The organism is Cellulomonas sp. P4_B5_2, from assembly GCF_056402235.1.
The window spans coordinates 1-11,704 of record NZ_JBFUHU010000079.1; the positions used below are offsets into that span (position 1 = coordinate 1).

Below are 11,704 nucleotides of genomic sequence, written 5' to 3' on the forward strand. Positions count from 1 at the left end.
CTCATCCTGCTCGCGACGCCGGTCGTCGTGATCCTGCCGACCTACGGGCTCCTGTTCGCGATCGGCTGCGTCGCGCTGCGCTGGTCCCGGGCGGCCCTGCTCACCGCCGCGGGCGTCGTCGCCGTCATCGGGCCTCCGCTCGGCCAGGGCATCGCCGCGAGCCTCGAGGGTGCCCGGCCGACGGTGCTCGCCCAGATCACTGTCGGCCACTACTACCCGGCGATCGTGTGGACGGCGTACCTGCTGGTCGGGCTCGCGATCGGCCGCAGCGACCTGCGCGCGGCGCGGCTACGAGGTCTCGGAGCGCTCGTCGGCGTCGGCCTGGTGGTCCTCGGGCACGGCGGCTCGTGGGTGGCGATGCACGTCCTGGGCTGGCCCGAGGCGCTGGCGACGACCGAGCCGCACTCGTCGACGACGTTCGAGGTGGTCGGCAACGTCGGTGTCGCCCTGCTGGTCATCGCCGGCTGCCTCGTGGTCGCCGACCGGTGGCCCCGGGTGCTCGCCCCGCTGGCGGCCGTCGGGGCGCTGGCGCTCACCGCGTACACGGTGCACATCGTGGTCATCGCCGCCCTCGGGCAGGGCGTCGTCTACCAGGCGACCCTCGGGGTGTGGCTTGCGTTCGTCCTCACGACCATCGGGCTGTGCTGGCTCTGGGCCGTCTCGGTCGGGCGCGGGCCGTTCGAGTGGGCGCTGCACCGGGTGTCGACGAAAGCCGCGGACATCGCCCCGGACGACCTCCCGCCGTCACCCCCGCGCTCCGACACGGACCGCGCCGGTCAGGCGCACTCGTAGACGACGTTGGCGGCGTCGGACCGCATGCCCAGCAGCCACTCGCCGGCCGGACCCTGCAGCGCGAACAGCGCGTTCGCCTCGAGGAACGCCGCGTCGGTGGTGTACGCGTAGCCCGCTGCGGCGCCGTGCACGGCCCCGTACTCGTCGCCCTGCACACCCTCGGGCGCGAGGGTCGACGAGTTGTCCTCGTGCCACGCCCGCACCGCCCGCGAGACCGGGTTCCCGCCGGCCACCGGCACGTACACCCGGTGCCCGTCCGGCGTCGTCCCGGCGGGGCGCCAGTCCGCGGCCACGTGGGCGTCCTCCTGCGAGTACGTCGTCGCGACGCAGCGCTGCCCGCCGGGCGCCGTGGTCACGTCCGGGTCGTCGTACTCGTCCGCAGGGTCGGGTGCTCCACGCGCGACGCCGTCGTCCCACCGGATCGCCGTGAAGTCCCCGGCCGGGACGTCGCCCGGTTGGAGCCGGAGGAACGTGCCCAACGGCGTCAGGATCCCGTAGGTGAGGTTGGTCAGCCCCGGCACCGACGACTCCCGCACCCGGACCGTGAGCGCGACCGGGCCGGGCTCGCGCAGGCCCCGCTGCTCGAACGTGTCGTCCATGAACGGGTCGGCGTCGCCGTAGAGCGAGGACGAGTAGAAGGGAGACGCGACGGTGCTCGTCGTCGTCACCCGGAAGTCGTCTCCCAGGTCGATCGACGTCGGCAGCGTCAGCGTGTCGTAGAACGTCTCCTCGTCCCGCACGACCCCTGGAGGAAGGGAGATGTTCACCTCGGAGGCGCACGGGTCCGAGGAGCGCGCGCTCGGGCACGCGATCAGCCGCGCACCCAGCGCGTCCACCTCGTAGAGGCCGCTGACGATCCACGATCCGAGCTGCTCGTAGGTCGTCAGGTAGATCGAGGCCTCTCCCCGCGTCCCCACGAGGTAGGCCGGAGCAGGGTCGCCCTCGTTGATCCGCAGCGCCTCGACGTCCGGCACGAGCGTGGGTATCTGCCACACCTCGCCCGTTCGCGGCGCGGTGAGCCGAGCGATCACGGTGGCATCGTCGATCGACTCCGCCCGGGTCACCGGCCCGGKCGGAGTCGGGGCCGTCGTGGGAGTCGGGCTCGGCGTCGTGGTGGGGGTCGGCGTGACCGTCGGGGTCACGACGGGCACCACCGGCTCCGGCGACTGCTGGCCCAGCCCGAACCACAGGCCGACCCCGAGCACGCCCACCACGCCGACGCCCGCGAACGACTCGGCCGTCCGCCGCGTGATCCGGCGGCGACGGGCCGCCGACCGGACCACGCCAAGCCGGCCGCCGTCCAGCACCGGCGCAGCACCCTCGATCTCGTCGGACGCCCGAGCCAGCAGGGCGTGCAGGTCATCGGTCACGACGCACCTCCGTCGGAGTCAGCTGGTTGACGGGGATCCGCTCCACCGCGACCGCCGTGCTGCCGAGCTCGGCGTTCAGCCGCGCGAGCCCGTCGGACGTGTAGCGCTTGACCGCGCCCTCGGACAGACCCAGCACGGTTGCGGTCTCCGCCACCGACAGGTCCTCCATCTGTCGCAGGACCACGCACGCGCGCTCCCGCGGGCTGAGGCTGGCGAGCGCCCGCACCACGTCCGCGCCCGGCAGCCGGTCCTCGTGCTCGACGGCATCGGGAACCTGCGCCGCCGCCCGGGCGAGCAGGCGTGCCTCGCGCGTCTTGCGCCGGCCGGCGTCGATCGCGCGAGACGCGATGGCCCGGCGAACGTAGGCCTCGGCCTGCTCGACGGACCCGAACCGCGCACGGCCCGAGAACGCCGAGATCAGCGACTCCTGCACGAGGTCCTGCGCATCGGACGGCGAGGCCGACACCAGCGTCGCGTGCGCGACCAGACGCTGATAACGCTCGCGCGCGACCTGCTCCAGCAGGTCCTCCCACCGTCTGCTCACGCACCACGCTCCCTGTCCGCGTCTCCTGAACCCATAACGCCTGTCGCCCCTGACGGCGTTGGGGTCGGGGTTGCTAGGCGAGGAGGGCAGCCACCGAGAACACCACGGCGAGCAGCGGGAACGCGCCCTGCGTCGCGGCGGCACGAGCCATCGAGCGGTTCGTCGCGACGAGCACCAGGGCGGCGGCGAGCATCGAGCCGCACGCCAGCAGGATCAGTGCGAGACCGACGGTCTCCTCGCCGGCCAGGGCGAGCACCACCCCGACGAGGGCACCGATCGCGAGGAACAGGTTGTAGAAGCCCTGGTTGTACGCCCAGGGCTTCACCGCGGGGACGTCCTCGGTGCGCGTCTGGAACCGCGCGTGGACGTCCGGGCGCTCGAAGAGCACCGACTCGTACGCGAAGAACAGGACGTGCAGCAGGGCGGCGAGGACGGCGAAGACAGACGCGACGATGATCACGAGGGCAGTCTGGCAGGCTCGCCTACCCTGGAGGCATGTCCGTGACCGCTCCCCCCGCGCTCGATGCGGCGACGTGGCAGTCGCTCGCGGAGGCGCACGCGGCGCGCGCCGACGCGTTCACCGCCGGCCGCCGGGAGCGTCGTTCGCGCCAGCAGAAGCACGCCATCGAGGACTTCCTGTTCGAGTACTACCCGGTCACGCCCGCCGTCCTGCGCCGCTGGCACCCCGGGGTCGGTGTCGCGCTGGAGAGCCCCGCCCCGCACGCCGGCTGGCGCTGGTACCGGACGTCGGACGACGGCACCGTGACGCTCGACGCCGACGCGTTCGTGGCCGACCGCGGGGACGCCGTCCGGTTCATCCACGGCCTGCTGACCGCCACGCTCGGCCGTCCGGCGCTCACCGGCTGCTTCGGCCTGCACGAGTGGGCGATGGTGTACCGGGAGACCGACGAGCACCGCCACCCGCTCCCCCTGCGGCTCGGGTCGGCCGGCACCGACGCCGTCGTCGAGGCCCACAGGATCCGCTGCACGCACTTCGACGCCTACCGGTTCTTCACCCCCGAGGCGGTCGACCGCAACACGCTCCGGCCCACACGCGACTCGACGGGCGCGATGGAGCAACCGGGGTGTCTTCACGCAGCCATGGATTGTTACAAGTGGGCAAGCAAGCTCGGTCCGCTCGTGGCCGGCGAGCTGCTGCTCGACTGCTTCGAGCTCGCGATGGAGGTCCGGTACACCGACATGGCGGCATCCCCGTACGACTTCACGTCGTACGACCTGGCAGCGATCAGGATCGAGACGCCCGAAGGCAAGGCCGAGTACGTCCGCCGCCAGCGCGACTACGCCATGCGGTCGAATGGGCTGCGCGAGCGACTGCTGGAGGCCTGCCAGGTCGCGCTGACCGGGCATCGGACGAGTGAATCGAGCAATGTTTAACGCAGAACTGCGCTAAGTCGCCTACAGTGAGGTCATCGCGGAGCGCGATGACTCAGACGGAGGCCGACGCGCGTGTCTATGCAGACGGACATCGACACAACGTCCGATGGGCGTACCGGCCGGACGGGCTCCGCCCGGCGCGACTTGCTGGTCGCGATCGGTGCCGCCGCACTCCTCACCCCGGCGAGCTACGCGCTCGGCCGTCTTGCCGGATGGAGCTCCGAGGTCGAGTGGCTCGAGGTACTCGCGGTGGCGACGTCGTACGCCAGCACCGCACTCTGCATCCTCCAGCGCAGGTTCAACTACGTCTTCGGGGCCGTGAGCACCGTCCTGTACGCGGCGCTGTTCCTTCGGCACGGCCTGATCGCCTCGGCCCTGCTCAACCTGTACCTGACCCCGCAGCTCGTCTACGGCTGGTTCCGTTGGCGCCGGGACGCCAAGACTCGACCCGTGACGTGGCTCGTCAACGAACGGCGATGGATCCCGGCGTACGTCGGTGTGACGGTCGCGGCGTACGTCGGAGGCGTCTGGCTCGTCGGCCTTCTCGGCGGGCAGCTTGCCTGGGCGGACTCGGCGATCTTCGCAGGCTCGGTCCTGGCCCAGTTCCTGCTCGACAACAAGCGCATCGAGACGTGGTTCGTGTGGATAGGCGTGAACGTCATCGCAGTCTGGACCTACCTCGCGTCCGGACTCGTCGTCGCAGGCATTCAGTACGTCCTGTTCATCGCCACAGCCGTGCTCGGCTTCGCTGCGTGGCGCCGGAGCATGCGATGAACGAGCGCGCGTGGGTGCTCGTGACCGCACTCCCTCCGACGACTGGTCACGGGGACCTGATCTCTTTCGCCGCCCGGGCCGCGCAGGTCGTCCATGTGGTGCTGTGCACGCAGCCCAGCGAGCCGCTCACGGAGGAACGTCATGCGGCGCTGCTCGCCCTGGCTCGAAGGCCCGACCTCGGCCGTGCCGTCGTCGTGCACCGCATCCACGAGGAGCTGCCGCAGGAGCCGGCGGACGCGCCCGACTTCTGGGCGATGTGGCGCGGCCTCCTCCGTGACCTCGGCGCCCGGCGTGGTGACCTCGTCGTGGCGTCCGAGCCCTACGGCGCCGACCTCGCGTCGGCGATCGGCGGCCAGTTCCTTCCCTACGATCCGTGCCGCCTCGTCAATCCGGCGAAGGCCACACGAGTGCGCGACCACGCGATCGAAGCGTTCTCGGACCTACTCCCTGAGTTCCAGCCGTACCTGCGCAAGCGGGTCACGTTGTTCGGTGCCGAGTCCGTCGGCAAGACGACGATGACCGGGCGACTGGACGAGCTGGGTCTCGCCGTGGCGCTTCCAGAGTGGGCCCGTCCGTACCTCGAGCTCGACGTCGTCGGTCCCGACGTCAGCGCCGAGAAGATGCACACGATCTGGCGGGGCCAGCTCGCCCAGCAGCTGGCCGCGGAGGCGATCGCGTCCCGCCACGGCAGGCCGTTCATCGCCCAGGACACCGACCTCTTCTCCACGATCGGGTACTGGCTGCTCAAGGGCGCGGAGTTCGGTGAGCCCGAAGTGCCGCCCGCACTTTGGGCCGACGCAGCCAAGAACGCCAGCGACCTGTACATCGTCCTCGGCCAGGACGCCGTGCCCTTCGAGGCCGATCCCCTTCGATACGGCGGCGACCGGCGGGAGTCCGCCGACGCGTTCTGGGTCGACCTGTGCGAACGCGCCGGTCTGAACTGGGTGCTCGTGGACGAGGCCGACACCGCCGCGCGCGAGGACCGGGTCGTGGCGGAACTCCGACGAGTGTTCGGTGCCCCGCTCGACCATCGACGCCGAGGGCGCGAGTACGAGGCCGCCGGTGATCGCGCATGACGCTCGCTCGCGACGCCTCGGGCAGGTCACTCGAGGACTACCCGCGCCCGTCGGTGGCTGTGGACACCGCGGTCCTGACCGTCGATCGGGGACAGCTCTGCGTCCTGCTCGTTCGACCCACGGGCTCGGAGCCCACTGCGGCGTGGCGGCTCCCAGGCACGTTCCTCCACCCCGGAGAGACGCTGTCGGACGCGGTTGTGCGCTCGCTCCGGGTCAAGGCCGGAGTCACCGGTCTTCGTCCGGAGCAGCTCCACGTCTTCGACGACCCCGGCCGTGACGACCGCGGATGGGTGCTGTCGGTCGCCCACCTCGACGTCGTCCGCGCGGACCGCATTCCTCCCCGGCCCGAGAGCCGGCTCGTGCCTGTCGCCGAGGTTCCCGACCTTCCGTTCGACCACCGCGCCATCATCGACTTCGCGGTCGACGATCTCCGCGGGCGCTACGAGTCCTCGGCCGACCCGTTCCTCCTCGTCGAGCACGCAGAAGCAGACGGCGCTTTCACCCTGCTGGAGCTGCGGGCCGTCCACGAGGCGGTGGCCGGCCATCGCCTCCTGCCCGACACGTTCCGTCGCGCGATGCGTGGATCTCTCGTCGAGACCGGACGGCGGAGCCAAGGGCGACGGGGGAAGCCAGCCGAGCTGTTCCGCAGACGACCTAGCTGAGGGGTCTGTGTCGGACAGCCCTTTGCCGACAAGGTGCGGACGTCAGCCGTCGTGTCGCACGTCGACCACCACGCGGATCGGGTCGGTGAGCGCGAAGACGCGGAACGGGTGGTCCGGCGTGTCGACCCCGAGGAACGCGAGCTCCTGCCCCTCGAACTGTCCGCGCACGTTCACCTCTCGCAGCGTCGCGTACGTGGGCGTGAGGATCGGGTTGGTGCCGGTCCACGCGAGACCCTCGGCACCCGGCATCTGCACCCCGAGCAGGACCACCTGCAGCGTGCCGTCGCCCGCGATGTCGAGGATCGTGTCCGCCGGGTCGTCGGTCGCGACGTCCGTGTAGCGCACCATCCAGCCGGGTGTGCCGGTGCCGTCGAAGCGGAAGACGACGCGGTCGTAGCCCTCGTGCTCCCCGGTGGTCACGTCGGTCAGCGTCAGCGCCACGTCACCCGAGGACGGCTGCTCGTCCAGCTCCAGGTCGGCCGGGAAGGGCACGGGCTCCTCCGACTCGGTGGCCGTGGGCGCCGGCGGCGTGCTGGTGGGGGTGGCGCTCGGAGCCCGTGAGTTCGTCGACGTCTCCGTCGCTGAGGGCGTCGTCGGCCCGCCGTCCGCGCACGACGCCAGCAGCAGGCTCGCGCAGACGACCAGCCCCGCAATGTGGCGCCGCCGTGCGGTCATGGCTCTCCTCGCGTCGTCGACCCCGACGCTCGGAGCCGGCAAGGCCACCGTACGATGCGAGCACGTGCTGAGCAGGGAGGACACGATGCCCGGACCCGCGCAGCTGCTCCTCGTCGAGGACGACCGGCAGCTCGCTTCGATGCTCGAGCAGATCCTCGTCGGCGAGGGCTACGACGTCGACGTCGCCAGGGACGGTCAGCGCGGTCTGCACCTCGGCCTGACACGGACCTACGACGTGATCGTCCTCGACCGCGGCCTGCCCGCCATCGAGGGTCTGGACCTGCTGGGCCGGCTGCGGTCCAAGGGTGTGGTGACGCCCGCGCTGGTGCTCTCGGCGCTGGGCAACCCCGCCGACCGCGTGGCCGGGCTCGACGCGGGCGCCGAGGACTACATGAGCAAGCCGTTCGACGTGGACGAGCTGGCGGCGCGCCTGCGGGCGCTCCGGCGCCGGACACGCGAGCACGTGGGGATGCTGCACGTGCCGGACGGCACGCTGGACGCGGATACGCGGCAGGTCACGACCACCTCCGGCGCCGTGGTGGACCTGTCGGAGCGGGAGTGCTCGCTCCTGGAGCTGCTCGCCCGGCATCCTCGGCAGGTGTTCAGCCGCGCTGAGATCCTCGACCGGGTGTTCACCGACGCCGAGGACGACGGCGTGGTCGACACCTACGTCTACTACCTGCGCCGCAAGCTGGGCCGGTCCGTCGTCGCGACCGTGCGCGGTGCGGGGTACCGGCTGGGTGCCGGATGACCACCCCGCCCACCACCGGCGCCGAGCGCGAGGCGCTGCGTCGCACGGCCCGACGGCTCGGCCTGCAGACCGCGCTGCTCGTCCTGGGGTGCCTGCTCGTGGTCGGCGCCGCGGTGCTCCTGGTGGTCGTCCGGGCCCAGATCGAGTCGGGACGGTCGCAGCTCGAGGGTGCCGTCCGCTCGATCGACGACGCCCACGACGCTCCACCCGGCATGTGGGTCGCGGTCGCGTCCCCGCGCGGGCTCTCCACCTCCGAGGAGCTGCCGGAGAGCCTCCCGGACCTCGACACGATGCGGCAGGTCGCGCGGTCGGGCGACGAGGTCTGGACGACCGCACCCACCGAGGTGGGCACGGTCCGCGTGCTCACGGGCAGCCACGACGGCACGGTCGTCCAGGCCGCTCTGGACCCGTCGGAGGGCCGCGAGGAGCTGGCGCGGCTCGTGCTCGCGCTCCTGGCGGCGGGTGCGGTCGGGGTGGTCCTCGCGGGGCTCGGCGCCGTGTGGCTGACCCGCCGGGCCGTGCAGCCGATGGTCGCGGCCCTGAGCCTGCAGCGGCGGTTCGTCGCGGACGCCAGCCACGAGCTGCGCACCCCGCTGACGCTGCTGTCCACGCGGACGCAGCTGCTGGACCGCCACATGACCGCCGACTGGGGCACCGCCCCGCCCGACCGCGTGCAGCACGACGTGGACGGGCTGCTCGCCGACGCCGCGGCGCTCACCGCCGTCCTCGACGACATGCTGCTGGCGGCGGACGCGCGCTCGGTGGACGCGGTGCCCGTCGACGCCGCCGAGCTGGCGCACGAGGTGGTCGACGCGGCCCGGGCCTCGGCGGCGGAGCGCAGCGTCGGGATCGAGCGTCRGGGAGCGGACCACGCCGTCGCGCTGGCCTCACCGGTGTCGGTCCGCCGTGCCGTCACCGCGCTGGTCGACAACGCGATCGACCACGCCCGCAGCAGCGTCGAGGTGCACGTGAGCACCCGTGACGCGCGCGTGGTGATCCAGGTCCGCGACGACGGACCCGGGATGCCGCCCGAGAGCGCCGAGGTGTTCCGGCGCTTCGCGTCGCACCGCGACGACGACGCGGACGGCACGCGCCGGCACTACGGCATCGGGCTCGCGCTCGTCGCGGAGGTGGCGGCGCAGCACGGCGGCACCGTGACCGCAGCCGCGCGCGAGGACGGCCGGCCCGGCGCCGCCATCACGCTGGAGCTGCCTGCAGCGAGGTGAGCAGCTCACCGTCGGCGTCCACGGCGAGCACCGCCGCGGCGCCGTGCTGCGAGGCCCACGCGATCCCGTCGGGACCGAGGGCAAGGACGCAGGTGGCCAGGACGTCGGCGGTGGTGAGGTCGGCGGCGACGACGGTCGCCGAGCGCAGCCCGGTCGCCACCTGCCCCGTGCGGCCGTCCCAGACGTGCTCACCGCGCTCGTAGGTGCCGGAGGTCGCCACGGCCCCGTCGCGCACCTCGAGCACCGTGAGGAACGACTGCGGGTCGGACGGGTCACGCACGCCGACGTTCCAGCCGCGACCGGGCTCGGGCTCGCCGCGGACCACGACGTCCCCACCGGCGTTCAGACAGAACGTCGTCAGCCCGGCCGCGGTGAGGGTGTCCGCCGCCCTCTGGGCCGCCCAGCCCTTGACCACCCCGTCCGTGTCGAAGGAGCCGTCCGGCCGCCGGACCGAGAAGGCGCCGCCCGAGAGCTCGCCGTAGCGCTCCGCGATGCCGAGGACCTCGCGCAGGTCGCTGCTCGCGCCGCCGCCGTCGTACCGGCTCACCTCGCTGTCCGGCAGGTAGCGGCTGAACCGTCGGTCGGCGTCGTGCATCCGGTCGAACGCGTCCCGGACGGCCGCTCGCTCGACGTGCTCGTCCACCGCGTCCCGGACGTCCACCGACATCGGGATCCCCATCACCAGCTCCAGGTGGCGCACGGGTCAGCCCTGCTGGTCGATCGCGGACTGCACGGACTCGGCGTACGCCTCGGACGTGTAGGTGGCGCCCGAGACCGTGTCGATCTGCGCCGACTGCGCGGCGACCACCTCCTGCGCGAGGATCGGCGTCGCGCGCGCGTTGATCTGCACGCTCTCGTGGTGGCCGCCGGGGACCTGCAGCGCCTGCACGTCCGTGATCTGGCCCGCGGTGAACGTCACCGACACCTGCACCGGGCCGTACCGGGTCTGCACCGAGGAGCCGACGATCGTGACGGTGTCCGTGGCGGTGGACCCGGTGTCGGTGCTCGTCGCGGGATCGGTGGTCGACCCGGACTGGCCGGTGCCGGCCGCCGCGTCGTCGTCGGACGACGTGCTGTCGGAGGACGAGACCGACGACGACGTGCCGTCGGTGCTCGACTCCGCGACGGTGGCCGGCGGCGCCAGGACGGCGAACTTGGTGAAGCCCGCCGCACCCATGGCTGCCAGCGACCCCACATAGATCAGCGTGCCGCGCCAGCGTGGTGTGGTCATGAGTCGAGCTCCTCTCGGTGGATGGCGGACCGCGGCACGCCCAGGGCGCGCGCCGAGCGGGCGACGGCGTCGGCCATCGCGGGCGGGCCGCACACGAACACGTCACGCGACGCGATGTCGGGCACGAGCCACCCGAGGTGCTGCGCGTCGAGCGGGTCGTGACCCAGCTGGGCACGCCGGCCGGGGACGGGCAGGTATGTGAGGCTCGGAGACGGTGTGAACTCGGCCGCGAGCGCGAGCCCGGCGGCGTCACGCGCGCGGTGCAGGACGACGAGCTGACGGCCTTGTGCCAGCAGCTCCTCGGCGAGCGCGCGCACGGGCCCGATCCCGGCGCCACCGGCCACCAGGAGCACCCGGTCGGAGGTCGCGCGGTCCGCGGTGAAGTGCCCGAACGGCCCCTCGACCAGCACCTTCGTCCCCGGCCGCAGGTCCGCCACCGCGGTCGAGTGGTCCCCGAGCGCCCCGATGGTGAACCGCAGATGGTCGTCGGTCGGCGCCAGGGACAGTGAGTACGGGTGGGCCGTCGCGCGGTGCCCGGGGGTGAGGAAGCGGACCAGGAAGAACTGGCCGCCCCGGGCCTCCAGTCGCGAGAGCCCGCGGCCGTGCACCCAGACGCTGGCCAGACCGTTCGCCTCGGGCACCACGGCGGACACCCGCATCGCGTACCGGCGGTGCGACAGCAGGGGCAGCACCACGCGCCAGGTCAGCAGCGCGGCGGCCGTGCCGGCGTAGAGCAGGATCCAGAGCCCACGGGCGATCGGCGAGTCGACGAAGTGCGTGCCACCGGCCACCTGGTGGGCGAAGGCGAGGAAGATCCCCACGTAGATCGACAGGTGCACCGCGAACCAGACCTCGTAGGAGAGGTGGCGGCGGGCCAGCCGGGCGCTGGACACCCCGACGGCGAGGAACAGGACCGTGCCGATCAGCGCGGGCCACAGGTACGGCTGCGTCGCCAGCACGGAAGGCACCTCGGACCACACGCTCAGACCGTCCAGCAGCGACCCGCCGACGATCATCAGGGCCACGTGGGTGAGCACCAGCAGCACCACGGAGGTGCCGAGCGAGCGGTGCCACGCGACGAGCCGGTCGAACCCGATACCCCGCTCGAACCACGGCACCCGGCCGATGAGCAGCAGCTGCGCGCAGACGAGGTAGGAGGCGAGCAGCCCCGCCAGCTCGCCGAGCGACATRAGCGCACCGCCGGGGGT

At 72.5% G+C, this 11,704-nt stretch carries 14 protein-coding genes; 7 read left to right on the top strand and 7 right to left on the bottom strand.

Features of this window, described 5'->3' with window-relative positions; all coding sequences use genetic code 11:
- Positions 1 to 792 (top strand): DUF418 domain-containing protein (locus AC1DUQ_RS07565; RefSeq protein ID WP_477073592.1); only part of this gene is annotated, 792 nt, incomplete at its 5' end.
- On the opposite strand, the gene AC1DUQ_RS07570 is transcribed toward AC1DUQ_RS07565, so the two are convergent.
- The 3 genes from AC1DUQ_RS07570 to AC1DUQ_RS07580 all read right to left on the bottom strand — a co-directional run bounded on the left by AC1DUQ_RS07570 (position 777) and on the right by AC1DUQ_RS07580 (position 3,166).
- Complete coding sequence (locus tag AC1DUQ_RS07570; protein WP_477073593.1) at positions 777 to 2,162, bottom strand: hypothetical protein; 1,386 nt, start codon at positions 2,160 to 2,162, stop codon at positions 777 to 779. The two genes, AC1DUQ_RS07565 and AC1DUQ_RS07570, sit on opposite strands and share 16 nt — an antisense overlap.
- Positions 2,152 to 2,706, bottom strand: a complete 555-nt coding sequence (locus AC1DUQ_RS07575) for an RNA polymerase sigma factor (RefSeq protein ID WP_477060512.1) — start codon at positions 2,704 to 2,706, stop codon at positions 2,152 to 2,154. Before AC1DUQ_RS07575 ends, AC1DUQ_RS07570 begins: the two co-directional genes overlap by 11 nt.
- A 73-nt stretch (positions 2,707 to 2,779) precedes the next feature.
- Positions 2,780 to 3,166: a DUF1304 domain-containing protein gene (locus AC1DUQ_RS07580; RefSeq protein WP_477060511.1), complete on the bottom strand. Its 387-nt coding sequence runs from the start codon at positions 3,164 to 3,166 to the stop codon at positions 2,780 to 2,782.
- Positions 3,167 to 3,201: 35 nt separating this feature from the next.
- Here AC1DUQ_RS07580 and AC1DUQ_RS07585 point away from each other — a divergent pair, with 35 nt between their 5' ends.
- The 4 genes from AC1DUQ_RS07585 (at position 3,202) to AC1DUQ_RS07600 (ending at position 6,613) form a co-directional block, all read left to right on the top strand.
- Positions 3,202 to 4,101: a 3-methyladenine DNA glycosylase gene (locus tag AC1DUQ_RS07585; protein WP_477060510.1), complete on the top strand. Its 900-nt coding sequence runs from the start codon at positions 3,202 to 3,204 to the stop codon at positions 4,099 to 4,101.
- A gap of 78 nt (positions 4,102 to 4,179) precedes the next feature.
- Positions 4,180 to 4,875, top strand: coding sequence for a nicotinamide riboside transporter PnuC (pnuC, locus tag AC1DUQ_RS07590; protein ID WP_477060818.1), 696 nt, complete (start codon positions 4,180 to 4,182; stop codon positions 4,873 to 4,875).
- Complete coding sequence (locus tag AC1DUQ_RS07595; protein WP_477060509.1) at positions 4,872 to 5,951, top strand: AAA family ATPase; 1,080 nt, start codon at positions 4,872 to 4,874, stop codon at positions 5,949 to 5,951. Before pnuC ends, AC1DUQ_RS07595 begins: the two co-directional genes overlap by 4 nt.
- The gene (locus AC1DUQ_RS07600; RefSeq protein WP_477060508.1) at positions 5,948 to 6,613 is read left to right on the top strand and encodes an NUDIX hydrolase; all 666 of its coding nucleotides are present in this window, start codon (positions 5,948 to 5,950) and stop codon (positions 6,611 to 6,613) included. The genes AC1DUQ_RS07595 and AC1DUQ_RS07600 overlap by 4 nt, the downstream gene beginning before the upstream one ends.
- A gap of 42 nt (positions 6,614 to 6,655) precedes the next feature.
- Here AC1DUQ_RS07600 and AC1DUQ_RS07605 read toward each other — a convergent pair whose 3' ends face one another.
- A complete protein-coding gene (locus AC1DUQ_RS07605) occupies positions 6,656 to 7,288 on the bottom strand; it encodes an AMIN-like domain-containing (lipo)protein (RefSeq protein WP_477060507.1) in 633 nt (210 codons plus the stop codon).
- Positions 7,289 to 7,352: 64 nt separating this feature from the next.
- Here AC1DUQ_RS07605 and AC1DUQ_RS07610 point away from each other — a divergent pair, with 64 nt between their 5' ends.
- A complete protein-coding gene (locus AC1DUQ_RS07610; RefSeq protein WP_477073594.1) occupies positions 7,353 to 8,039 on the top strand; it encodes a response regulator transcription factor in 687 nt (228 codons plus the stop codon).
- The gene (locus AC1DUQ_RS07615; RefSeq protein ID WP_477073595.1) at positions 8,036 to 9,265 is read left to right on the top strand and encodes a sensor histidine kinase; all 1,230 of its coding nucleotides are present in this window, start codon (positions 8,036 to 8,038) and stop codon (positions 9,263 to 9,265) included. Before AC1DUQ_RS07610 ends, AC1DUQ_RS07615 begins: the two co-directional genes overlap by 4 nt.
- On the opposite strand, the gene AC1DUQ_RS07620 is transcribed toward AC1DUQ_RS07615, so the two are convergent.
- From AC1DUQ_RS07620 to AC1DUQ_RS07630, 3 genes are all read right to left on the bottom strand, one after another.
- Positions 9,237 to 9,965: an FAD:protein FMN transferase gene (locus tag AC1DUQ_RS07620; RefSeq protein ID WP_477060504.1), complete on the bottom strand. Its 729-nt coding sequence runs from the start codon at positions 9,963 to 9,965 to the stop codon at positions 9,237 to 9,239. The genes AC1DUQ_RS07615 and AC1DUQ_RS07620 overlap by 29 nt on opposite strands.
- Positions 9,966 to 9,968: 3 nt before the next feature.
- A complete protein-coding gene (locus AC1DUQ_RS07625) occupies positions 9,969 to 10,496 on the bottom strand; it encodes an FMN-binding protein (protein WP_477060503.1) in 528 nt (175 codons plus the stop codon).
- The coding region (locus AC1DUQ_RS07630) for a ferredoxin reductase family protein (protein WP_477073596.1) at positions 10,493 to 11,704 on the bottom strand (1,212 nt) is incomplete at its 5' end. The genes AC1DUQ_RS07625 and AC1DUQ_RS07630, both read right to left, overlap by 4 nt.

Excerpts from the sequence above, each read along its gene's own strand:
- AC1DUQ_RS07585 (WP_477060510.1), top strand. The coding sequence starts at position 3,202 with ATGTCCGTGACCGCTCCCCCCGCGCTCGATGCGGCGACGTGGCAGTCG.
- pnuC (WP_477060818.1), top strand. The coding sequence starts at position 4,180 with ATGCAGACGGACATCGACACAACGTCCGATGGGCGTACCGGCCGGACG.
- AC1DUQ_RS07595 (WP_477060509.1), top strand. The coding sequence starts at position 4,872 with ATGAACGAGCGCGCGTGGGTGCTCGTGACCGCACTCCCTCCGACGACT.
- AC1DUQ_RS07600 (WP_477060508.1), top strand. The coding sequence starts at position 5,948 with ATGACGCTCGCTCGCGACGCCTCGGGCAGGTCACTCGAGGACTACCCG.
- AC1DUQ_RS07605 (WP_477060507.1), bottom strand. The coding sequence starts at position 7,288 with ATGACCGCACGGCGGCGCCACATTGCGGGGCTGGTCGTCTGCGCGAGC.
- AC1DUQ_RS07625 (WP_477060503.1), bottom strand. The coding sequence starts at position 10,496 with ATGACCACACCACGCTGGCGCGGCACGCTGATCTATGTGGGGTCGCTG.